The organism is Cellulomonas hominis (assembly GCF_901521055.1).
GTDB lineage: Bacteria > Actinomycetota > Actinomycetes > Actinomycetales > Cellulomonadaceae > Cellulomonas > Cellulomonas endometrii.
The window spans coordinates 1-21,918 of the sequence record NZ_CABEGA010000052.1 but is presented as its reverse complement, the minus strand read 5'-3'; the positions used below and the strand labels follow the sequence as shown (position 1 = coordinate 21,918).

The window sequence follows — 21,918 nt, the reverse complement described above, 5'->3', positions numbered from 1 at the left end:
CGTGGCAGCATCGACCGGGATGATCCGGATGCTCGCCCTGGCCGGCGGCCGTGTGCCCGCCCAGACCTCCGACCCCACCGAGCTCACCGGCCTCGCCGGCTGGGTGGTGAGCGTCGTCGACGCGCTCGGTCCCGCGGGCGTGGGCCTGCTCGTCGCGCTCGAGAACGTCTTCCCGCCCATCCCGTCCGAGGTGGTGCTGCCCGTCGCCGGGTACGTCGCCAGCCAGGGGCGGATGTCGCTGCTGTGGGCGCTGGTCGGGGCGACCGCGGGCGCGGTCGCGGGTGCCCTGCTGCTCTACGGGCTGGGCGTCTGGCTCGGCCGCGACCGGCTGCGGCGGTGGCTGGAGCGGATCCCGCTGATGGAGGTCGAGGACCTCGACCGCGCCGAGTCCTGGTTCGACCGGCACGGCGGCGCCGCGGTCCTGATCGGCCGGTGCGTGCCGGTGGTGCGGTCCCTGGTGTCCATCCCCGCGGGCCTGGAGCGGATGCCGGTGCCGAAGTTCCTGCTGTACACGCTCATCGGCAGCACCGTCTGGAACACCGGGCTCGTCGTCGCGGGGTACGTGCTGGGCTCCCAGTGGGAGGACGTCGGCCGGTACTCCGACTGGATCAACTACGCCGTGTACGCGGCGATCGCGTTCGTCGTGGTCCGGTTCGTGGTGACGCGCCTGCGCCGGCGCCGGGTCGTGGGCGGTGCCTGACCGCGGCGCGGCGCCGGAGCGCCCGGGAGCCCAGGAGTGGGTGCCGCCGGACGCCGACGTCGACGCGCTCGCGGCCGCCGCGCCCGGGTGCCGGGGCTGCGAGCTGTGGGGGCCCGCCACGCAGGTCGTGTTCTCCGCCGGGCCCTCGCGTGCCGCGCTCGTCCTGGTCGGCGAGCAGCCGGGGGACCGCGAGGACCGGGAGGGCGAGCCGTTCGTCGGCCCCGCCGGCCGGGTGCTGCACGACGCGCTGCACGACGCCGGGATCGACCCGGACCCCGTCTACGTCACCAACGCGGTCAAGCACTTCCGGTTCACGGAGCGCGGCAAGAAGCGGCTGCACAAGAGCCCCGCGGTCGCGCACGTCCGCGCCTGCCACCCGTGGCTGTCGGCCGAGCTCGCCGCCGTCCGCCCGCGGGTGGTCGTCTGCCTCGGCGCGACGGCCGCCCGGTCCGTCCTCGACCGGGACGTCACGATCGGCGAGGTCCGGGGCCGGGTGCTCGACGAGCACCCGGCGGACGCCCCGGACGCCGCCGTGCTGGTGACCGCGCACCCGTCCGCCCTGCTGCGGCTGCGCGGGCGGGACGGCTGGGACGAGGCCTACGCGGCGCTCGTCGCGGACCTGCGGACCGCGGCCGCCGCGGCGGGCTGACCGGGTCGTCCCGCGGGTCGCGGGGGCGCGGGGTCGCGGGTCAGGCGAACATCTCCGCGACCGCGCCCGCGTACAGGTCCGCGCCCTTGATCCGGCTCGTCTCCTCCGCGCCGAGGACCCGCCGCACGCCGTCCTCACCGACCACCTGCGACGCCCCGCCCGTCCGGCCTAGCGGCAGCACGATCCGCTCCGGCGCCGGGGCGTAGGTCGCCGCCGGATCCTCGCCGGCGACGAGGGCCCGGATGTTCGCCGCGACGACCTCGGCGTGCGCCCGCGCGGCGGACGCCCGCTTCGACTCCGGCACGTCCGTGATGTCCCCGACGGCGAACACGGTCGGGTGCCCGGCGAGCGCGAGCGTCGCGTCGACCCGCACCTCCCCGAGCCCGTTCCGCACCCCGGCCAGGTCGCCCGCCAGGTAGTCGCTCGCGGGGAGGTTCCCGTAGCAGCGGAACCACATCTGCGCCTCGACGCGCACGCCGGCCTCGGTCTCCACGGTGAACGGCTCGAACGTGCCGACGTCCGACGGGGGCAGGTACCCGAGCCGGGAGCCCAGGACGAAGTCGACCCGCCCGTCCAGCTGCTCGTGCACCGCCGCGCGCAGCTCCGGCAGGTAGTCCCCGGTGGTCAGCGCGTCCCGGGCCTGGTCCACCACGGTGATCGACAGGTGCGGGTACCGGTCGAGCAGCTCGCCCACGAGCTCGAGCCCCACCGCGCCGGCCCCGACGACCAGCACCCGCTCCGCCCGGTCCAGGCCCTCGCGCATCCGGGCGAGCCGCGCGCGGGCGACCGCCGTCTCCGACTCGATGAACTTGGACGGGAACGGGTACGAGGTCCCGGTCGCGAGCACGAGGAAGTCCGCGTCCAGGGCGGTGCCGTCCGCGAGCCGCACACCGGTCGACGTCGCGCGCTCCACGCGCTGCGGCACGATGCTGCCCCGCTCCAGCAGGTTCCCGTACGGGAAGAACACCCGCTCCTCCCACTCCGGGTCCACCGCGGCACGCAGCGCCGCCGAGGCGTGCACGAAGGCGTCCTTCGGCTCGACCAGCACCACGTCCGCGACGTCGTCGAGCAGCGCCGCCACCCGCGTCCCGCCGTACCCGCCCCCGACCACGACCACCCGTGCCGCTGCCATGTCGAACCCCTCTCGCCCGTGCGGACCCGCCTGCCGCGCGCCCCCGAACCAGGGTGTCACCGCGCGGGGCCGCGCCGGTGGGACGTCGGGCCCGCGCCGGGGGTGACGCCCGGCACGGCGGCAGGCCCGCCGCGCGGGTGCGCGACGGGCCTGCGGGGTGGTGCTGCGGGTGCGGGCGTCAGGCCGTGCGGGTCTGCGCCACGAGGTCGTCGAGCGTCGTGAGGTCGAAGCCCGCCATCCCGAAGCCGGCGACGACGCGCATCGGCATGTCGCCCATCATCGCGAGCATCGTGGGGTCGAGCTGCGCCGTCGCGTCGCTGAAGCCGGTGCCCAGCACCTCGCGCCCCCGCGGGTGCGCCAGCCACTCGTGGACCGTCGAGTCCGCGGACAGGTCGCCCCACAGCGGCTCGCCGGTGACGGCGACCTCGACCGTGCCGCGGATGTCGCGGGACGACGCTCCGACCTCGACGACGGTGCGGCCGCCGCCCACGACCCACCGGCGCAGCGCCGGGTGCCAGTAGGACAGGTCGCGGGCGTGGAGCGTGAAGGTCAGCGTCCGGGACTCCCCGGGCTCGAGCGCGACCTTGCCGAACGCCTTGAGCTCGCGGGTGGGTCGCAGCACGGCGGCCTCCGGGTCGCCCACGTAGACCTGGACGGTCTCGGCGCCGGCCACCGCGCCGGTGTTCGTGACGGTGACGCTGACCTCGACGGACGACGCCGCGCCCTCGCCGGACACGGTGGCCGTGACGTCGGTGTGGTCGAACGTCGTGTACGACAGGCCGTGGCCGAAGGGGTACGCGACGTCGACCAGCCGGGTGTCGTACCAGCGGTAGCCGATCAGCACGCCCTCGCCGTACCGGACGTGCCCGTTGTCGCCGGGGAAGTTCCCGAACGCGGGGGTGCCCTCGACGCGGTGCGGGATGGTCTCCGCGAGCCTGCCGGACGGGTTCCGGACCCCGAGCAGCAGGTCGGCGACGGCCGAGCCGCCGGCCTGGCCGCCGAGCCACGTCTCGAGCACCGCGGCCGCGTCGTCCTGCCACTCCACGGTGACGGCGGAGCCGTTCGCGAGGACCACGACGACCCGGGGGTTGACCGCGGCGACGGCGCGGAGCACGGCGAGCTGGTTCGCGGGCAGCCCCAGGTGCGTGCGGTCGTAGCCCTCGGACTCGTCGGGCGCGGGCAGGCCCAGGAAAAGCAGCACCGTGCCGGCACCCCGGGCGGCGTCGACCGCCTCGGCGAGCAGCGCGGCGTCGTCGGCGTCCTGCGACCCCTCGACCCCGGCCACGGAGAACCCGGCCGCGAACGGCAGCGGAGTCCCGGTGGCCTCGCGCAGCGCGGTGAGGGCGTCGTCCAGGCGGGTCGGGTTCACCTGCGAGGAGCCGGCGCCCTGGTAGCGCGGCGTCCGGGCGAACTCCCCGACGACGACCGCCGACGCGGCGGCCTCCGGCGTCAGCGGCAGCACGGGCGCGCCGTCGACCACGTCGTTCTTCAGCAGCACCGACCCGTCCGCGGCGGCCTCGCGCGCCAGGGCGTGGTGCGCGTCGACGTCGATCGTCCCGGGCTCGGCGAGCGCCGGCTGCGCCTTCGCGATGAGGGTCAGGACGCGACGCACGGCCACGTCGAGGACGCCCTCGTCCAGGGCGCCGCTGCGCACGGCCTCCACCACGAGCGCGTCGGTGCGGCCGCCGGTGGCGGGCATCTCCAGGTCCAGCCCCGCGGCGACGGCGGCGACGCGGTCGACCACGGCGCCCCAGTCGGAGACGACCAGGCCCTCGAAGCCCCACTCGTCGCGCAGCACCTCGGTGAGCAGCCAGTGGTCCTGCGACGCGTAGGTGCCGTTGACCCGGTTGTACGAGCACATGACGGTCCACGGCTGCGCCTGCGTGACGACGCGCTCGAACGCCGGGAGGTAGATCTCCCGCAGGGTGCGCTCGTCGACGTCCGCGGAGACGCGCATGCGGTCGGTCTCCTGGTTGTTCGCGGCGAAGTGCTTGAGCGACGTGCCGACGCCCTCGGCCTGGATGCCGGTGACGAGCGCGGCACCGAGGCCGCCCGCCAGCGCGGGGTCCTCGGAGAAGTACTCGAAGTTGCGCCCGCACAGCGGCGACCGCTTCATGTTCACGCCGGGGCCGAGCAGCACCGCGACCTCGTTCGCGCGGGTCTCGCGGCCCAGAGCGCGGCCGACGCGCGTCAGCAGCTCCGGGTCCCACGTCGAGGCCAGCGCGGCGGCGGGCGGGAAGCAGGTCGCGGGCACGGACCTCCCGATGCCCAGGTGGTCGGCGCTCTCGGCCTGCTTGCGCAGCCCGTGCGGGCCGTCCGTGACCATCACCCCCGGGACGCCGAGGCGCTCGACGCCCTCGGTGTGCCAGAAGTCGGATCCGGACGTCAGGGCGGCCTTCTCCTCCAGGCTCAGCGCGGCCAGGACACGCTCGACGTCGAGTGCGTCGGTCATGCGGCACCTCCTCGTGCGGTGGGTCTGAGGTGGCCCACTCTAGCGTCGATCCCTACCGCATGGTCAGGTTTTCGCGACGCCGTGACGGAGGGCTGTGAGACGCTGTCGCCCGGGCGCCGGTCGGTGCCCTCGGGCACGGTGCAGGGGGAGCGCGACGATGACGGTCGAGGTGCAGCGGGGGTACGCGAAGGGCCGCGCGAAACGGCGCGAGATCATCGACCAGGCGACGGCGATGTTCGGGGAGGTCGGCTACCGCGGCGCCTCGCTGCGCGAGATCGCCGCGCGCTGCGGCATCTCGCACCCGGGCCTGCTGCACCACTTCCCGACCAAGGAGTCGCTGCTGCTGGCGGTCCTCGACCACCGGGACGAGGCCGACATCGCGTGGCTGGAGACCGACAGTGCCGACGGTGTCACCACGCTGCGGCACCTCGTGGAGCTCACCGCGCTGAACACCACCCGGCGGGGCATCGTCGAGCTCTACGCGGTGCTGTCCGCCGAGGCGACCTCCGCCGACCACCCGGCGCACGCGTACTTCCAGCGGCGCTACCGGCGCGCCGTGGACACCGCCGTGACCGCGTACGCGCGCGCCCGGGAGGCGGGCCTGCTGCGCGAGGGCATCGACCCGGAGGCCGCCGGCCGGCAGCTCATCGCCCTGATGGACGGCCTGCAGGTGCAGTGGCTGCTCGACGACGGCGCGACCGACATGGCCGGCGTCGTGCGGGCCGTCGTGCAGGACCAGCTGACCGCCCGGCTCTGACGTCAGGGGCCGGCAGGCCCGCCCAGCAGCGAACCCGTGCCCGGCTCCGCCGCCACCGCGACGCACAGGCCCGTGCGGTCGCCCGCGGCCCAGGACCGCTCCGTCGGCGACCACGCGACCATCGTCAGGCCCTGCTCCTGCTCCGCGGCGGTGAGGTCGCACCCCGCGGCCACCCGTGCGGCCGCCTCCGCCGCGCCCGGCCAGGCGGCGTCCGCGCCGAACTCGTACGCGCTCACGACCTGCGCGGCGTGCTCGTCGGCGCAGGGCACCACGCGCACCCGGTCGACCTGCCCGTCCTCCGGGAGCTCCGCCAGGCAGTTGCCCGTGACCAGCTGGACCGCCCGCGCGTCGACGGGTGCGGCGACGTCCGGCGGCAGCGGGCGGGACGCGAGCGCGGCGCCGATCCCGGCTGCCGCGAACGCGGCCCACGCGAGCGTGCCGACCCCGCCGAGCACCAGCCCGGCGACCGCGAGGCCCCGGCCCCGCAGCGCACCGGCCCGCGTGCGGCGCACCCCGACCAGGCCGAGCACCACCGCCACCGGCCCGAGCCCGAGGACGCCCGTGACCAGGGCCGCGACGCTCACGCCGTCCGTGCGCGGCTGCGGCGCGCCCCAACCGGGGGCATAGTACGGGTCCGGGTAGGCGTACGAGCCGGTCAGGTCACACCTCCGAGCCGCTGGGGCGGGCCGTGTCGGCCGGGCCGGCGAGCGTGCCGGCGACCGCCGACCCGGTGACGGGCTCCTCCACCACGAGTACGCAGTACGCCGAGCGGCCGATCACGTCCGGCTGGTCCCACTGATCGGGGTGGGGGTAGTAGACGTCGGTGCTGAGCGACGGCACCGGCGGCACGTCCTCGAGCACCGTGGCGGCGTCCGACGAGCACCAGTCGATCAGGTTCGTCCACACCGGGTCGTCGGACGTCAGGTCCTCCTGCAGCGGCGCGGCCACGGGCAGGACGCTCAGGACCTCCGCCGCGTGGGGGGCGTCGCAGCCGATCACTGCGGCGTCGGACATGTCGTAGGTCTGCGGCGCGACGTCGAGGCAGTCACCCGCCTGCAGGCGGACGGTCAGCTCGAAGGGCGGCATCGTGCCGGACGCGTCGTCGGCGGTCGCGCTCCACGACCCGTCGCTGCTGCTCGAGCTCACCGTCGCGACGAGCACCACCAGGAGGACCACGCCCGTGAGCAGCAGCGCCGTCATGATGCCGCCGACCACGATGCCCGCGATCGCCAGCCCGCGTCCCTGCGCGCCCGTGCGGCGGATCCGGCGGAGGGAGGCGATCCCGAGCCCGACACCCACCGGGCCGGTGAGGAAGCCGACGAACAGTCCGACGCAGCTCACGACGAGCGAGGCGATCGCGAGGGCGTCTGTCGACGGCGCGGGGGGCGGTGCCCAGGAGGGGGCGGTGCCGTAGGGGGAGCCCGTGCCGTAGGGGGAGCCCGTGCCGTAGGGGGAGCCTGCGCCGTAGGGCGTGCCCGGACCGTAGGGGGTGCCCGGACCGTAGGGGGTGCTCGCGCCGTGGGGGACGACCGCACCGTAGGGCTCGCCCGCGCCGTAGGGGCCGGGGCCGCCGTCCGCTGTCATGCGCAGAACCTAGCGGAGCGCGCGGCCCGCACGCCGCCGCCCGGCACGGTTCCCCCGGACGGGCGCGTCAGGCGGCGTCGGCGATGTCCAGCACCACGGGGACGTGGTCGGACGGCGCCTTGCCCTTGCGCTCGTTGCGCTCGATGGACGCGCCGGTGACCCGGACGGCCAGCGCGGGCGACGCCCAGGTGAAGTCGATCCGCATGCCCTCGTTCCGGGGGAACCGCAGCTGCTGGTAGTCCCAGTACGTGTAGGTGTGCTCGGCCGGGACGTGCTCGCGGGACACCTCGGTGTACCCGGCGGCGCCGATCGCGGCGAACGCCTCGCGCTCCGCCGGCGTCACGTGGGTGCTGCCGGCGAACTTCGCGATGTCCCACACGTCGGTGTCGAGCGGGGCGACGTTCCAGTCGCCGACCAGGGCGACCGGCAGCGCGGGGTTCTCCTCGATCCAGCGGCCGGCCTCCTTCTGCAGGGCCTCCAGCCAGCGGAGCTTGTAGTCGAAGTGCGGGTCCCCGACCTCCCGGCCGTTCGGGACGTAGAGGCTCCACACGCGCACGCCGCCGCAGCTCGCGCCGAGCGCGCGGGCCTCGGTCACCGGGTCCTCGCCCCACCCCGGCTGGCCCGCGAAGGCGTGCTCGACGTCGGTGATCCCGACCCGGGAGGCGATCGCGACGCCGTTCCACTGGCTGAACCCGCTCGTGACGACCTCGTACCCCGCGGCCTTGAACGCCTCGCGCGGGAACTGCTCGTCCTTGCACTTCGTCTCCTGCATGGCCAGCACGTCGGTGCCGCTGCGCTCCAGGAAGGCGATGACGCGGTCGACGCGGGTGCGGACGGAGTTCACGTTCCAGGTGGCGAGGCGCATGACCGGCACGCTACCGGCCGCCCCCGACACCGGCGACGCACCTCGCGTCGCGGCGACAACCGCTCGGGACGCTCCGTAGGGTGGCGCCATGGGAACCGCACTCATCACCGGTGCCAGCGCCGGCCTCGGGCTCGAGTTCGCCTGGCAGCTCGCCACCGCCCGGCACGACGTCGTCCTGGTCGCCCGGGACACCGAGCGCCTCGAGCGGCTCGCCGCCCAGCTCCGGGCCGCCGCGGGCATCCACGCCGAGGTGCTGACGGCCGACCTCACCGACCGCGCGGACCTCGAGCGGGTGGCGGACCGCCTGCGGGCCACGGAGCGCCCCGTCGGCCTGCTCGTGAACAACGCGGGCCTCGGGCTCGGGCAGCGCTTCGTGGGTGGCGACCTGGCCCGCGAGGAGTCGGCGCTCGACCTCATGGTCAAGGCCGTCCTGGTGCTGTCGCACGCCGCCGCGGGGGCGATGACCGAGCGCGGGCGCGGGGCGATCCTCAACGTCGCGAGCGTCGCCGCCCTCATGGCGTCCGGCACGTACTCGGCGCACAAGGCCTGGGTGCGCACGTTCACCGAGGGCCTGGCGGTCGAGCTGGCGGGGACGGGCGTCACGGCGACCGCGCTCTGCCCGGGCCTCACGCACACCGAGTTCCACGAGCGCGCCGGGCTGCGCGGCTCCGACAGCTACCCCGAGCTGGCGTGGCTCGGCGCCGACCGCGTCGTCGCCACGGCGCTCGCGGACGTCCGCCGGGGCGCCGTCATCTCCACGCCGAGCCTGCGCTACCGCGTGGCGTCCGGGGTGCTGCGGGCCCTGCCCCGCACCGCGGTGCGGCGGATCGGCGAGCTCCGGGTCGACTGACCCGCGGGCGTCGCTACGCTGGCGGGCGTGATGAGCTCCCCGATGTCCCCGACTCCCCGCGAGCAGCTGCGCGACCTGATCGTCGAGCTCGCCGTGGTGCGCGGCAGGGTCACCCTGTCCTCCGGCCGCGAGGCCGACTACTACGTCGACCTGCGCCGGGTCACGCTGCACCACCGCGCCGCGCCGCTCGTCGGGCACGTGCTGCTCGACCGGCTCGAGGAGGTCGGGCTGGGCACCGCAGAGGTCGAGGCCGTGGGCGGGCTGACGCTCGGCGCCGACCCGGTCGCGACGTCGCTGCTGCACGCCGCGGCGTCGCGCGGCCAGGACCTCGACGCGTTCGTGGTCCGCAAGGAGGCCAAGGCCCACGGGATGCAGCGGCGCATCGAGGGCCCCGACATCGCCGGGCGGCCCGTCGTCGTGCTGGAGGACACCTCCACCACCGGCGCCTCCCCGATCGCCGCGGTCGAGGCCGCCCGTGAGGCCGGCGCGGACGTCCGCGGCGTGGCCGTCATCGTCGACCGCGCGACCGGCGCGCGGGAGAAGATCGAGGCGCTCGGCGTCCCGTACCACTACCTGTACGACCTGTCGGACCTCGGCCTGGCCTGAGCCGGCCGGCCCGGGCCCGCGGGCTCAGGGGGCCGACGTGGCCCACTCCGGGACGCGGTCGACCAGGTCGGCCACCGAGTCGAGCACCCGCGTCGGGCGGAACGGGTAGCGCGCGACGTCCTCGGCCCGGGTCGACCCGGTGAGCACCAGGAACGTGCGCAGCCCGGCCTCGATGCCCGCGACGACGTCGGTGTCCATCCGGTCGCCGACCATCGCGGTGGTCTCCGAGTGCGCGTCGATCCGGTTGAGGGCCGAGCGGATCATCATCGGGTTCGGCTTGCCGACGAAGTACGGCTTCCGGCCGGTCGCGGCGGTGATCATCGCGGCGACCGCGCCCGTCGCGGGGAGGTCGCCCTCCCGGCTGGGGCCGGTGACGTCCGGGTTGGTCGCGATGAACCGGGCGCCGCCCTGGATCAGCCGGATCGCCCGGGTGATCGCCTCGAACGAGTACGTGCGCGTCTCGCCGAGCACCACGAAGTCCGGGTCGGCGGCCGTCAGCGTGTACCCCGCCTCGTACAGGGCGGTCGTCAGGCCCGCCTCGCCGATCACGTACGCCGAGCCCGACGGCTCCTGGTCGGTGAGGAACTGCGCGGTCGCCAGCGCCGACGTCCACAGCGACTCCTCGGCGACGTCGATGCCGGAGGCGACCAGCCGCGCGCGCAGGTCGCGCGGCGTGAAGATCGAGTTGTTGGTCAGCACGAGGAACGGGTGCCCGCCGTCGCGCAGCGCGCGGACGAACTCGGGCGCACCGGGCAGCGCCAGGCCCTCGTGCACGAGGACGCCGTCCATGTCCGACAGCCAGGACGTGACGGGACGGGCGGTCACTGCTCGAACGCCTTGCGCTCGACCTCGGCGCGCTCGGCCGGCTCGTCGTAGCGCTCGTCGCGCCCGCCGTCCGCCCGCTTCGCCGCCCGGCGGCCCCGCCACACCTCGACGGCCACGGGGATCACCGAGATCAGCACGATGAGGACGGCCAGCGCCTCGATGTTCTCGCGGACGAACGTGATCGTGCCGAGCAGGTAGCCGAGCACCGTCACCCCGACGCCCCACAGCAGCGCGCCGACCACGTTGTACGACACGAACGTCCGGTAGCGCATCCGGCCGACGCCCGCCGCGACGGGGGCGTACGTGCGCACGATCGGCACGAACCGCGCCAGGATCACCGTCCGGCCGCCGTACTTGTCGAAGTACGCGTACGTCTGGTCGATGTACTGCTGCTTGAAGATCTTCGAGTCCGGGCGCCGGAACAGCCGCGGCCCGGCCTTGTGCCCGATGAAGTACGCCACCTGGTCCCCGAGGAACGCCGCCAGGAACAGCAGCGCGCACAGCAGCCACAGCGGGAAGTCGAGCGCGTCCTGCGCCACCAGCGCGCCCGCCGTGAACAGCAGCGAGTCGCCGGGCAGCAGCGGGAACAGCAGGCCGGTCTCGATGAAGACGACCAGCACGATGCCGATGAGGGCGTACGTGCCGAACGACGAGATCAGGTGCTCCGCGTCGAGCCAGTCGGGCAGGAGCGCGGGCTGGGGTCCGACGGCGGGGAGCATGGCCGCGAGCGCGGTCGAGGCAGACATGGGCACCAGGGTACGGGCGCGGGTGTCGGGACCTCTGGGCCCTCGTGTGCAGTTCCTGTGCGGGGTCGTCGGCGTGCGGCCTGGACGAGAAAACCCGCCCCCAGAGGGGGCGGGCGGTATGCCGTCAGTCTGTCAGCCGGCAGTCCGTGCGCACAAGCCGCGCAGCGGTCGCCGCCGACGTCACCAGGAGGCCGGCCGTGTGATCCGCCCGATGGTGGCCGGGAGCTGGGCGGCGAACAGGTCCTCTGGGGCCAGCTGGTACCACCAGTGGGAACCGGCGCCGGCGAGCGGATCACCGTTGAGCCGACCCGCGGGATACCCCCTCGTGGGGTTGACGAGCCCGACCGGGACCAGCGACCGGGCGTGCTGGACGGGGAACGCGAGGTCCGAGTCGTTGCTCACGACGACGGCGGCGTCGACGGCCCCGCTGAGGACGTCGATCAGCAGGTGCGAGGCGACGTTGACGTCGGAGCCCTTCTCCTCGCGTCGCGCGATCGACGCCATGAAGAGCGCGTCCGGCACGGGGATGCCGGTGCCGTCCCGCACCATCAGCGGCCACTGCGGACGGGTGAGCTCCGGCCGCCCGCGGCGGCCCTCCACCGCCAGCGGTGCCGTGGCGACGCGCGTGACGTAGGTGCCCATCGAGAGCTCGTCGACGGATCCGCTCGCCCGCAGGGCGCGCAGGTAGACGTCCTGGTCCCGCTGCCCACCGGGATTGTCCGCGCCGCTGATGCGGGCGGTGCAGTGGACGACGCGCGTGACGCGCGCTGCCTGCCACCCGGACCGTGCCCCCACGAGGCGCTGGCCGAGCGCGCGCAGGTCGAGCCACCGCCAGCCCGGGGTGCCGCGGCCGCACAGGCCCCGAGCGCCGTAGTAGAGGTTGAACCCGTCGATGTAGATGCCCACCCGCATCGGCCGACGCTATCGGCGGCGCCGCCCGGGTCCGCGGGCCCTTCGCCCCGCACGGTCGCGTCCCGGCCGTGCCGGTGCGCGAGGATGGCGCGCGTGACCGGCCCCGACCCCGACGACCGCCCCGCCGCCGACCGCGACCCCGCCGAAATCGGCGTCGGGCCCTGGCCCGGCGGGCCGGACGCGTGGCCCGACGACCCCCGCCTCGACCCGGAGCTGCTCGCGCACGGCGACCGGCGCAACGTCGCGGACCGGTACCGGTACTGGACGGTCGAGGCGGTCGTCGCCGACCTGGACACCCGCCGGCACCCGTTCCACGTGGCGATCGAGAACTGGGCGCACGACCTGAACATCGGCTCGGTCGTGCGGACCGCGAACGCGTTCAACGCCGCCGGGGTGCACGTGGTGGGCCGGCGCCGGTGGAACCGCCGCGGTGCGATGGTCACCGACCGGTACCTGCACGTCCACCACCACGCCGCCGTCGAGGACCTGCTCGCGTGGGCGGCGACGGCCGGGCCGGGGGGTGCGGCGCTCCCGGTGCTGGGGATCGACAACGTGCCGGGGTCCGTGCCGCTCGACGGGTACGACCTGCCGCGGGAGTGCGTGCTGCTGTTCGGGCAGGAGTCCGCGGGCCTGTCGGACGCCGCGCGGGAGGCGGCGGAGGCCGTGCTGCACATCGACCAGTACGGGTCGACCCGGTCGATCAACGCGGGCGCCGCCGCCGCGATCGCGATGCACGCGTGGGCCGTCCGGCACGCGGGCCCGCCGCCGGAGTCGTAGGGGCTAGCCGGCCGACGCCGCGAGCCGGCCCCAGAACGAGGCGAGCGTCGCGGTGCCCATCCGGAGCATGTCGATCAGCACGCTCTCGTCGCTGTCGTGCCAGTGGTCCTCGGGCAGCCCGGTCCCGAAGAACAGGACGGGCGCGTCCGTGGCGTCGTGCAGCAGCGAGGCGGGGGAGCCGCCCGCGTTGCGCATCTGCCCCACGGACCCCACGCGCCACCCGTCGGCCATCGCGTCGCGCAGCACCTGCAGCGCGGGGACGTCGTCGGGCGTGCGGTACGGCTCCTGCGTCGGCTCCATCGGGATGGTCAGGTCCCAGTCGACGTGGTCCGGCATCCGCTCCTTGACCCACGACCGGAGCTGGTCGGCCACGCGCGGGATGGTCTGGCCGGGGACGGTCCGGATGCTGAGGTCCGCGTGGGCGACCGACGGCACGGCGCCGCGGGTGGGCGCCTCGAAGTCGCCCGCGACGACGCTGAGCACCTCGACGGCCGGCCGCAGCCAGAGCCGCTCGAGGGTGGACCAGCCGCGCTCGCCGACGATCGCGTGCGTCTCGGAGCGCTCCAGCCAGTCCTCGTCGGTGTACGGCAGCGCGGCGATCGCGGCCCGCTCCTCGTCGCTCACGGGCAGGACGTCGTCGTAGAAGCCGGGGAGCGTCACCCGGCCGTCCTCGTCGAACAGGCCGGCGACCAGCTGCGCCAGCGGGACCACGGGGTTCGGGGCCGGGCCGGAGACCGCGCCGCTGTGCACGTCGCGGCCGGGGCCGACCACCTCGAGCGAGGCGTTGAGCGACCCGCGCAGCCCCACGCACACCGCGGGGGCGTCGGCGCGCCACATGACGGTGTCGCTCAGCATGACGACGTCGGCCCCGGTCGCCTCCGGGTGGTCCTCCAGGAGCTGCGCGAGGTGCTCGGACAGCGCCTCCTCCTCGCCCTCCACGAGCAGCTTGACGTTCACGGCCGGCGCGCTCCGGCCGGTCGCCGCGAGGTGCGCGCGCAGCCCCCAGACGTGGCACAGCACCTGGCCCTTGGCGTCCGACGTGCCGCGGCCGTAGAGGCGCCCGTCGCGGACCGCCGGCTCGAACGGGTCGACCTGGCCCCAGTTCTCCGGCTTCACGCTGCGGACGTCGTGGTGGCTGTAGACCAGCACGGTGGGTGCCCCCGGGGCGGCGAGCCACTCCGCGTAGACGGCCGGGGCGCCGCCCTCGACCTCCCACAGCTCGACGCGCGGGAACCCCGTGGCGCGGAGCGCGCTCGCGAGCCAGTTCGCGGAGCGCTGCAGGGTCATCTGGTTGCCGGCGACCCCCGCGACGCCCGGGATGCGGACCCAGTCGGCCAGCTGCCGGACGAGCTCGTCGAGGTGCTCCGCGGCGTACGCGTGGATCCGGTCGACGTCCTCGGGGGAGTGCGTGGCGATGGCGGTGCTCCAGCCGTGCGCGCGGCGGTGGCCGCTGCCGTGTGATCGCCGCTGCTGCAACCGTCCGCCCCAGGCTCGCACCCGACGGCCGGGCGCGCACCCGGCGGCCGGCGGGCGTCCGTGGGCAGGACGTCCCGGACGGGCTGCGCCGCGGACGTGCCAGACTTGGTGCGATAGCGAAAACCCCACTCTCTTTGGAGCCGCTGCGATGCCCATCGCCACCCCCGAGGTGTACGCCGAGATGATCGACCGGGCGAAGGCGGGCAAGTTCGCCTACCCGGCCGTGAACATCACCTCCTCCCAGACCATCACCGCTGCGCTGCAGGGCTTCGCCGAGGCGGAGTCGGACGGCATCCTGCAGGTGTCCGTCGGTGGCGCCGAGTACGCGTCGGGCTCGACGATCAAGGACCGCGTCTCGGGCACCCGCGCGCTCGCCGCCTACGCGACCGAGGTCGCCAAGGGCTACGGCATCACCGTCGCGCTGCACACCGACCACTGCGTCAAGAAGAACCTGGACTCCTGGGTCCGCCCGCTCCTGGCCCTCGAGGCCGAGGAGGTGAAGGCCGGCAAGAACCCGACCTTCCAGTCGCACATGTTCGACGGCTCGGACATCCCGCTGGACGAGAACCTCGTCATCGCGGCGGAGCTGCTGGAGCTGTCGCAGGCCGCGCGCACGATCCTCGAGATCGAGGTCGGCGTCGTCGGCGGCGAGGAGGACGGCCACGAGGCCGCCATCAACGACAAGCTGTACACGACGGCCGAGGACGGCCTCGCGACCGTCCGCGCCCTCGGCGCCGGCGAGAAGGGCCGCTACCTGACGGCCCTCACCTTCGGCAACGTGCACGGCGTGTACAAGCCGGGTGCCGTCAAGCTGCGCCCGTCGATCCTCGCCGACATCCAGAAGGCCGTCGGCGCCGAGATCGGCAAGGAGAACCCGTTCGACCTGGTCTTCCACGGTGGCTCGGGCTCCACGGCCGAGGAGATCGCCGAGGCGGTCGACAACGGCGTCATCAAGATGAACATCGACACCGACACCCAGTACGCGTTCACGCGCCCCGTGGTCGGCCACATGTTCAGCAACTACGACGGCGTCCTGAAGATCGACGGCGAGGTCGGCAACAAGAAGGCGTACGACCCGCGCGCCTGGGGCAAGCTCGCCGAGGCCGGCATGGCCCAGCGCATCGTCGAGGCCGCGCAGCAGCTGCGGTCGGCGGGCAACAAGCTCGCCTGACGCACCACGCCTGACGCACCGCGTCCGACGGCACGAGGGCCCGGTCACCACCTGGTGACCGGGCCCTCGTCCGTCGTGCAGCGGGTCAGCCGGCGGGCGGGGCGTCCTCGACGACGTCCAGCAGCTCACCGATCCGGGTGACCTCGAGCAGGAACTGCACCGTCGGCGGGACGTGCAGCAGCCGGACCCGGTGCGGCGTGCGCATCGCGAGGCGGGCGAGGAACGCCACGCCCGACGAGTCCATGAACGTGACGTGGTGGGCGTCGACCTCGATCGGCAGGCCCGCCTGCTCGGCGTCGGTCGTCGCCTGCGTCAGGTCGGGACCGAGGTCCGCGTCGACCTCGCCGGACAGGACGATCGTGGTGCGGTCCGGGGACAGGATGACGTGCACCGACCCCGGTTCTCCGGCAGTGTCCCGGGGCGCCGGCACGGTCGCCGCGGAGGCGCCTTCCGCGCTCTGGTCCCCGGCGAGCCCGCCCGGCGGTGTGCTGTTACCGTCGCGCACGATGCTCCCTTCGGTCCGGATGGTGGCGGGTCCTGCGTCCGCAGCCGCCCCCGGGTAGTCGGCTCGTCCCGGTGGGTGGCTTCGCCGGAACTTGTGGGAACGCTAGACGATCGGAGGCGGTGGTGGTCAACTCCACGCCCGATGACGGCGCCGAGGAGACCCTGGACTCCATCGGCCGCGCGGTCGGTCAGGTCGTCGGCATGCCCGTCCTGGTCGCCGCCGCCGAGGAGGGCTGGCCCGTGGTGTGGGTCAACCACGCCTTCACCGAGGCGACCGGGCTGACGCTCGCCGACGTGCGCGGACCCGCGGCGGACCTCATCGCGCTCGCGGCGGAGGACAGCTCCGGCCTGCGCCACCTCCAGGAGGCCGTGCAGGCCCTGCGCGCGACCTCCGCGCTGCTGCGGCTGCGCCGGTCCGGCGGGGACTGGTTCTGGGCGCGCACCGTCGTGACCCCCGTCGCCGGGGCGGGCGGCAGCACGCCGACGCACTGGGTGGCCGCGCTCGTCGACGTCACCGCCGAGGTCGACCGGGACGCCGCGGTCGCCGCGGAGGTCGAGGTCGTCCGGCGCGAGAGCGAGGACCTCGCCCTGATCGGCGCCGTCTCGGACCTGGTCATGGACCTCGACGACCCGTTCGGGCTCCGGGCCATCGCCGAGCTGCTGTCCCGCAACGTCGTCGCCTGGGCGCAGTTCTACGTCGACGACGACGGTCTCCAGGCCGCCGACGGCGTCGACACCAGCCGCGCCTCCCGGTCCTCCGGCCGCCGCCCGGGCGGGAACGGCGCGCTCGCGTTCGTGCCCCGCCGCGGGGGCCGGCCCGCGGGGCCGAGCGGCCCCGACGCGGTGCAGCGCCTGCTCGACGGCGAGGGCGAGGGCGCGTCCGTCCCGTTCGACCTGGACCTCGGGGCCGACCACGAGACGGGCTCCGCCTCCGCCTGGCTCGCCGCCGACCTGCGCGGCCGGGTGCCGGGCGGCGCCGAGGCCGGCCACGTCGCGGTGCTGCCGCTGCCCGGGCGGCACCGCGTGCTCGGCCTGCTGGCGGTCGTCGCGCGGCCGGCGGTGCGCCCCGACGACGCGGAGCCCGCACCGGCGCGCGGGGGGCTCGACGAGCGGACCCGCACCATCCTGTCCCTCACCGCCCGGCGCGTCGGCCTCGCGATGGAGAACGTGCGGCTGTACGCCCGCGAGCACCGCGTCGCCGAGACGCTGCAGCGCGCGATGCTGCCCGAGCAGGCCGAGGTCGACGGTCTCGACGTGTGGTCGTACTACGCCCCGAACGTCGTCTACGCGCAGGTCGGCGGCGACTGGTACGACGTCGTCCAGGTCGCCTCCGACGTCGTGGGCGTCGTCATCGGCGACGTCGTCGGCCACGACGTCGAGGCCGCCGCCGCCATGGGGCAGCTGCGGTCCGTCGTCCGCGCCTACGCGTTCGAGGTCACCGAGCCCGGGCCCGTCCTGGAGCGCGTGGACCAGCTCGTCGGCGGCATGCGCATCCCGCGGTCCGCCGGCCTGGTGCTCACGACCCTCACCCGCCGGCCGCCCCAGGACGGCGAGGGCTGCCCGACGTGGCACCTCGAGTACTCGCGGGCCGGGCACCTGCCCCCGCTCCTGGTGCGGGGCGGCGACGTCGTGCTGCTCGACGAGGCCGGGGGCGCCCTCATCGGGTTCGGCGAGGGGGCCCGGCGCACCGCGCGGCACGACCTGCGCCCCGGCGACGTGCTGGTCTTCTACACCGACGGGCTCATCGAGCGCCGCGACCGGGCGCTGCTGGACGGGCTGAACGCCCTGCGCGAGGTCGCCGCCGGCGCCACGGCCGTCGACGCCGCGGGCATCGGCGAGGAGCTGCTGTCCCGCCTCGCCGACAGCCCCGAGGACGACATCGCCGTGGTCGTCGTCCGCATCCCCGACCTCACCGACACCTCCGGGCACGGCGGCAACGTCCGCAGCCGGCGGTGGCAGCTGCCCAGCGAGCCCGCGTCCATCGCCCGGGCCCGGCACGCCGTCGTCCGGACCTCGCACGCGTGGGACCTCGGCGACGCGGCGAACGCCGAGCTCGTCGTCTCCGAGCTCGTCGCGAACGCCGTGCTGCACGGCTGGGGCCGCGTCACGCTGCGGCTGCACGACACCGGCGACGGCCTGCGCATCGAGGTCGAGGACTCCAACCCGACCCCGCCCGTCGCCACCGAGGGCCACCCGGGTCGGATCGGCGGGTTCGGGATGCGGATCGTCGAGCGGCTGGCCGACTGGGGCTGGCGCCCCTCGCGCGGCGGCAAGGTCGTGTGGGCGCGCGTGCGGCCCACGGAGGCGTCGGTCCGCTGAGGCGTCCCGGGTGTCGGCCCGGGCTCAGGCCGGGGCGTCCTGCGGCACGGTGCCGGCGCCCTCGTGCGCGCACTTGTGGTCCGCGTCGATGCGGAACAGCTCCAGCGCCCCGCAGATCTCCAGGACGAACAGGTCCCGCGGGTCCGCCCCGCGCAGCACCGTCGCCCCGCCGCGCTTGCGGCTCGCGTCGGCCAGGGAGATGAGGAACGCCGCACCCGTCGAGTCCATGAACGTCACGTCGCACATGTCGATGACGAGCAGCTGGCGCCGCAGCCCGACCACGCGGGCGGCGATCTCGGGGAACTGGTCCCGCTCCGCCAGGTCGAGGTCGCCGGCGATGACGAGCGTGGTCGTCGCGGCCGAGGTGGCGATCTCGATCATGGGGGGTTCCTCCGTGGGGGCGGGCAGACGCTGCACGACTGTAACCACGTCCCTCCGGGCGGCGCATGCCGAGCGCGCCTCCCCGCACCGGGCCGGAGAGGCGCGTGGCCTGCGAGACTGGGGCGCATGACCGGACAGAACCTGCTGGAGCCCGAGCCCACCCGGCTGCCCGACGGCGCCGACGCCGACGCCCGCGCCGTCCTGCTGCGCGGCGGGGACCCCCGCGACGCCGCCCGCGAGGTGCCCGCGTCGTCCCTCGCCTGGGCGCTGCTGGCCGAGCGCGCGCTGCGCGACGAGGGCGACCCCGTCGCCGCCTACGCCTACGCCCGCACCGGCTACCACCGCGGGCTCGACGCGCTGCGCCGGGCCGGCTGGCGCGGCCGCGGTCCGATCCCCGCCGACCACGAGCCGAACCAGGGGTTCCTGCGCGCGCTCCTCGCGCTGTCCGAGGCCGCCGAGGCCATCGAGGAGGACGACGAGGCCGCGCGCTGCGCCCAGTTCCTCGTCGACTCCGGGACGTCGCCGGAAGAGGTCTCCGCACTGCGCTGACCGGGCCTCCGGACGGTGATCGCGCGGCTCCGGTAGCCTTTCGGAGGTACCGGGGTCGCCTGCCGTCCGGTGCCCGGCACCCCCGCGACAGCGCCTCGGCGCTCGGACCCGCGCGGTGGGAGCCGCCGCCGGGCAGGGTGGGAGTGGTGATCACATGCCGGCCGTCGTGGTGCTCGGGACCCAGTGGGGCGACGAGGGCAAGGGCAAGGCGACCGACCAGCTCGGGTCGCGCATCGACTACGTCGTGAAGTTCAACGGCGGCAACAACGCCGGGCACACCGTCGTCGTGGGCGGCGAGAAGTACGCCCTGCACCTGCTGCCGTCCGGCATCCTGTCGCCCGGCGTCGTCCCGGTGATCGGCAACGGCGTCGTCATCGACATCGAGGTCCTCTTCGAGGAGATCGACGCCCTCGAGGCCCGCGGCGTCTCCGCCGAGCGGCTGCTCGTGTCGTCCGCCGCCCACGTCATCGCCCCGTACCACCGGACGGTCGACAAGGTCACCGAGCGGTTCCTCGGCAAGCGGAAGATCGGCACCACCGGCCGCGGCATCGGCCCCGCGTACGCCGACAAGATCAACCGCGTCGGCATCCGCATCCAGGACCTCTTCGACGAGAACATCCTGCGGCAGAAGGTCGAGGGCGCCCTCGACCAGAAGAACCACCTGCTGGTGAAGGTCTACAACCGGCGCGCGATCACGGTCGACGAGACCGTCGAGGACCTGCTCCGGTACGCCGAGCGCCTGCGGCCCTACGTCGCCGACACCCCGCTCGTGCTGAACCAGGCGCTCGACGCCGGCAAGACCCTGGTCTTCGAGGCCGGGCAGGCCACGATGCTCGACATCGACCACGGCACCTACCCGTTCGTCACGTCGTCGTCGGCCACCGCGGGCGGCGCGTGCACCGGCTCCGGCATCGGCCCCACCCGCATCGACCGCGTCGTCGGCGTCGCCAAGGCGTACACCACCCGCGTCGGCGAGGGCCCGTACCCGACCGAGCTGTTCGACGAGGACGGCGAGTGGCTGCGCCAGACCGGCGGCGAGTTCGGCACCACCACCGGGCGACCCCGCCGCACCGGCTGGTACGACGCCGTCGTCGCGCGGTACTCCTCGCGCATCAACGGGCTGACCGACCTCGTCGTCACCAAGCTCGACGTGCTGACAGGGCGGGACAAGATCCCCGTGGCCGTCGCGTACGACGTCGACGGGCGGCGCTTCGACGAGATGCCCGACGACCAGAGCGACTACCACCACGCCACGCCGGTCTACGAGTACCTCGACGGCTGGACCGAGGACATCAGCGAGGCCCGGGAGCTGTCCGACCTGCCGGCGAACGCGCAGAAGTACCTCGCCCACCTCGAGGAGATCTCCGGCTGCCGGATCTCGGCCGTCGGCGTCGGCCCCGGCCGTGAGGCGACCGTCGCGATCCACGACCTGCTGGGCTGACGTCTCGTCCGTCCGGCGGCCGGGGGCCCGGTCCGCCGGACGGGCCCCGGCCGGGTCCGCCGGACGGAGGACGTCGCTGCCCGCGGTTCCGTCGTCCTGACGACGCGGCGGGGCGACGGCGGGCGGGAGCGTGCGGGGGTGCGTTCACCAGCGACTCCTCCTGACCCCGCTTGCCCGGACCTCCGGCACGCGCCCGCCTCGTCGCGACGCCGGCCCCGCCGACGCCCGCTGCTGCGGGTCGCGCTGACGGGCCTGCTCGTGCTCGTGCTCGCACCGCTCGCCGGAGCGGGTCACGAGGCCTGGGCGTCCCGCGACGCCGGCACCCGCTACCCGCCTCCCGGGCGGCTCGTCGACGTCGGCGGCCACGCCCTGCACCTCGACGTCCGGGGATCGGGCTCGCCGGTCGTCGTGCTCGAGGCCGGCAGCGGCGAGACGTCCATCGGGTGGCAGGCCGTCGCCGACGCCCTCGCCCCGCACGTCACCGTCGTGTCGTACGACCGCGCCGGCTACGCGTGGAGCGAGCCGTCGCGGGAACCGCGGACCGGCGACGCCGTCGTGCGGGAGCTGCGCGCCGCGTTGCACACCGTCGGGCTCGACGGCCCGTACGTCCTCGTCGGGCACTCCATGGGAGGACTGTTCGCCCGGCTGCTCGCCGAGCGGCACCCCGAGGACGTCGCCGGGCTCGTGCTCGTCGACGCGCGCCCGGAGGACGACGCCGACCGGACCGCCGCCGTGCTCGCCGACGAGGGGCGGCCCGCCGACCCGCCGCCGTGGCTGCTCGGCACCCTGCAGCGGACCGGTGCGCTCCGGCTGCTCGGCGACCAGCTGCTCGCCGGCATGGTCGAGCCCGCCGAGCGCGGGCGGTTCCTCGACGTCGTCGCCACCCCCGCGTTCTTCGCCGCACGGCAGCAGGAGGCCGACCTCATCGGCTCCACCGAGGACGCCGTCCGCGGGCAGGACCTCGGCGACCTCCCCGTCCGCGTCATCGCCCGCGGCGACCCGCAGGACTACGCCGCCGCCGGGATCTCCGCGGGTGGCGGCGCCGAGCTGGAGCGCATCTGGCAGGCGGGGCAGCGCGGGATGCTGGACCTGTCGACGCGGGCGCGGCTCGTCGTCGCCGAGGGCAGCGGGCACCTCGTCCCGCGGGACCGGCCGGACGTCGTCGTCGCGGAGGTGCTCGGCGTGGTGGGAGAGGTGCGGGGCGGGTGAGGGGGTCGCCGGG

At 75.1% G+C, this 21,918-nt stretch carries 22 protein-coding genes; 11 read left to right on the top strand and 11 right to left on the bottom strand.

Annotated features, from left to right (window positions below; all coding sequences use genetic code 11):
• Position 1: 1 nt before the first annotated feature.
• Both KJP73_RS14130 and KJP73_RS14125 read left to right on the top strand, forming a co-directional pair.
• On the top strand, positions 2–700 hold the full coding sequence (locus KJP73_RS14130) for a DedA family protein (protein ID WP_249669397.1): 699 nt from the start codon (positions 2–4) through the stop codon (positions 698–700).
• Complete coding sequence (locus tag KJP73_RS14125; protein WP_213283506.1) at positions 693–1,349, top strand: UdgX family uracil-DNA binding protein; 657 nt, start codon at positions 693–695, stop codon at positions 1,347–1,349. Before KJP73_RS14130 ends, KJP73_RS14125 begins: the two co-directional genes overlap by 8 nt.
• Positions 1,350–1,389: 40 nt before the next feature.
• Here KJP73_RS14125 and KJP73_RS14120 read toward each other — a convergent pair whose 3' ends face one another.
• Positions 1,390–2,481 carry an FAD-dependent oxidoreductase gene (locus KJP73_RS14120; RefSeq protein WP_213283505.1) on the bottom strand — a complete coding sequence of 364 codons (1,092 nt, stop codon included), beginning with the start codon at positions 2,479–2,481 and terminating at the stop codon, positions 1,390–1,392.
• Positions 2,482–2,659: 178 nt separating this feature from the next.
• Positions 2,660–4,933: a glycoside hydrolase family 3 C-terminal domain-containing protein gene (locus KJP73_RS14115; RefSeq protein WP_213283504.1), complete on the bottom strand. Its 2,274-nt coding sequence runs from the start codon at positions 4,931–4,933 to the stop codon at positions 2,660–2,662.
• A gap of 157 nt (positions 4,934–5,090) precedes the next feature.
• On the opposite strand from KJP73_RS14115, the gene KJP73_RS14110 reads away from it, so the two are divergent.
• Positions 5,091–5,690, top strand: coding sequence for a TetR/AcrR family transcriptional regulator (locus tag KJP73_RS14110; RefSeq protein ID WP_213283503.1), 600 nt, complete (start codon positions 5,091–5,093; stop codon positions 5,688–5,690).
• Between the two features lie 2 nt (positions 5,691–5,692).
• On the opposite strand, the gene KJP73_RS14105 is transcribed toward KJP73_RS14110, so the two are convergent.
• The 3 genes from KJP73_RS14105 to KJP73_RS14095 all read right to left on the bottom strand — a co-directional run bounded on the left by KJP73_RS14105 (position 5,693) and on the right by KJP73_RS14095 (position 8,139).
• Complete coding sequence (locus tag KJP73_RS14105; protein WP_213283502.1) at positions 5,693–6,274, bottom strand: DUF4190 domain-containing protein; 582 nt, start codon at positions 6,272–6,274, stop codon at positions 5,693–5,695.
• A 76-nt stretch (positions 6,275–6,350) separates the two neighbouring features.
• The gene (locus KJP73_RS14100; protein WP_213283501.1) at positions 6,351–7,274 is read right to left on the bottom strand and encodes a DUF4190 domain-containing protein; all 924 of its coding nucleotides are present in this window, start codon (positions 7,272–7,274) and stop codon (positions 6,351–6,353) included.
• Positions 7,275–7,341: 67 nt separating this feature from the next.
• Positions 7,342–8,139, bottom strand: coding sequence for an exodeoxyribonuclease III (locus KJP73_RS14095; protein ID WP_213283500.1), 798 nt, complete (start codon positions 8,137–8,139; stop codon positions 7,342–7,344).
• 88 nt (positions 8,140–8,227) lie between these two features.
• On the opposite strand from KJP73_RS14095, the gene KJP73_RS14090 reads away from it, so the two are divergent.
• Together KJP73_RS14090 and pyrE are read left to right on the top strand one after the other, a co-directional pair.
• Positions 8,228–8,989, top strand: coding sequence for an SDR family NAD(P)-dependent oxidoreductase (locus KJP73_RS14090; protein WP_213283499.1), 762 nt, complete (start codon positions 8,228–8,230; stop codon positions 8,987–8,989).
• A gap of 30 nt (positions 8,990–9,019) precedes the next feature.
• Positions 9,020–9,595 (top strand): orotate phosphoribosyltransferase, encoded by a 576-nt coding sequence (gene pyrE / locus KJP73_RS14085; protein ID WP_213283512.1) that lies wholly within the window; start codon positions 9,020–9,022, stop codon positions 9,593–9,595.
• A gap of 24 nt (positions 9,596–9,619) precedes the next feature.
• Here the strand turns inward: pyrE and KJP73_RS14080 are convergent, their stop codons facing one another.
• The 3 genes from KJP73_RS14080 to KJP73_RS14070 form a co-directional block, all read right to left on the bottom strand.
• On the bottom strand, positions 9,620–10,384 hold the full coding sequence (locus KJP73_RS14080; protein ID WP_213283511.1) for an HAD-IIA family hydrolase: 765 nt from the start codon (positions 10,382–10,384) through the stop codon (positions 9,620–9,622).
• A 32-nt stretch (positions 10,385–10,416) separates the two neighbouring features.
• Positions 10,417–11,166, bottom strand: a complete 750-nt coding sequence (locus KJP73_RS14075; RefSeq protein ID WP_213283498.1) for a VTT domain-containing protein — start codon at positions 11,164–11,166, stop codon at positions 10,417–10,419.
• 180 nt (positions 11,167–11,346) lie between these two features.
• Positions 11,347–12,078, bottom strand: coding sequence for an NYN domain-containing protein (locus tag KJP73_RS14070; protein WP_213283497.1), 732 nt, complete (start codon positions 12,076–12,078; stop codon positions 11,347–11,349).
• A gap of 84 nt (positions 12,079–12,162) precedes the next feature.
• Here KJP73_RS14070 and KJP73_RS14065 point away from each other — a divergent pair, with 84 nt between their 5' ends.
• Positions 12,163–12,855 carry a TrmH family RNA methyltransferase gene (locus KJP73_RS14065; RefSeq protein ID WP_213283496.1) on the top strand — a complete coding sequence of 231 codons (693 nt, stop codon included), beginning with the start codon at positions 12,163–12,165 and terminating at the stop codon, positions 12,853–12,855.
• Between the two features lie 3 nt (positions 12,856–12,858).
• Here KJP73_RS14065 and KJP73_RS14060 read toward each other — a convergent pair whose 3' ends face one another.
• Complete coding sequence (locus tag KJP73_RS14060; protein ID WP_249669394.1) at positions 12,859–14,331, bottom strand: M20/M25/M40 family metallo-hydrolase; 1,473 nt, start codon at positions 14,329–14,331, stop codon at positions 12,859–12,861.
• A 148-nt stretch (positions 14,332–14,479) separates the two neighbouring features.
• Here KJP73_RS14060 and fbaA point away from each other — a divergent pair, with 148 nt between their 5' ends.
• Positions 14,480–15,502, top strand: a complete 1,023-nt coding sequence (fbaA, locus tag KJP73_RS14055) for a class II fructose-bisphosphate aldolase (RefSeq protein WP_213283495.1) — start codon at positions 14,480–14,482, stop codon at positions 15,500–15,502.
• Positions 15,503–15,587: 85 nt separating this feature from the next.
• On the opposite strand, the gene KJP73_RS14050 is transcribed toward fbaA, so the two are convergent.
• Positions 15,588–15,893: an STAS domain-containing protein gene (locus KJP73_RS14050; RefSeq protein WP_349628324.1), complete on the bottom strand. Its 306-nt coding sequence runs from the start codon at positions 15,891–15,893 to the stop codon at positions 15,588–15,590.
• A 233-nt stretch (positions 15,894–16,126) separates the two neighbouring features.
• Here KJP73_RS14050 and KJP73_RS14045 point away from each other — a divergent pair, with 233 nt between their 5' ends.
• Entirely contained in the window at positions 16,127–18,325 is a 2,199-nt protein-coding gene (locus KJP73_RS14045) for a SpoIIE family protein phosphatase (RefSeq protein ID WP_249669393.1), read from the top strand.
• Between the two features lie 24 nt (positions 18,326–18,349).
• Here the strand turns inward: KJP73_RS14045 and KJP73_RS14040 are convergent, their stop codons facing one another.
• Complete coding sequence (locus KJP73_RS14040; RefSeq protein WP_213283493.1) at positions 18,350–18,706, bottom strand: STAS domain-containing protein; 357 nt, start codon at positions 18,704–18,706, stop codon at positions 18,350–18,352.
• 126 nt (positions 18,707–18,832) lie between these two features.
• Between KJP73_RS14040 and KJP73_RS14035 the strand changes: the two genes are divergently transcribed.
• The 3 genes from KJP73_RS14035 to KJP73_RS14025 all read left to right on the top strand — a co-directional run bounded on the left by KJP73_RS14035 (position 18,833) and on the right by KJP73_RS14025 (position 21,905).
• A complete protein-coding gene (locus KJP73_RS14035; protein WP_213283492.1) occupies positions 18,833–19,255 on the top strand; it encodes a DUF3151 domain-containing protein in 423 nt (140 codons plus the stop codon).
• A 154-nt stretch (positions 19,256–19,409) separates the two neighbouring features.
• Complete coding sequence (locus tag KJP73_RS14030) at positions 19,410–20,696, top strand: adenylosuccinate synthase (RefSeq protein WP_213283491.1); 1,287 nt, start codon at positions 19,410–19,412, stop codon at positions 20,694–20,696.
• 258 nt (positions 20,697–20,954) lie between these two features.
• A complete protein-coding gene (locus KJP73_RS14025) occupies positions 20,955–21,905 on the top strand; it encodes an alpha/beta fold hydrolase (protein WP_213283490.1) in 951 nt (316 codons plus the stop codon).
• The last annotated feature ends 13 nt before the right edge of the window (positions 21,906–21,918 follow it).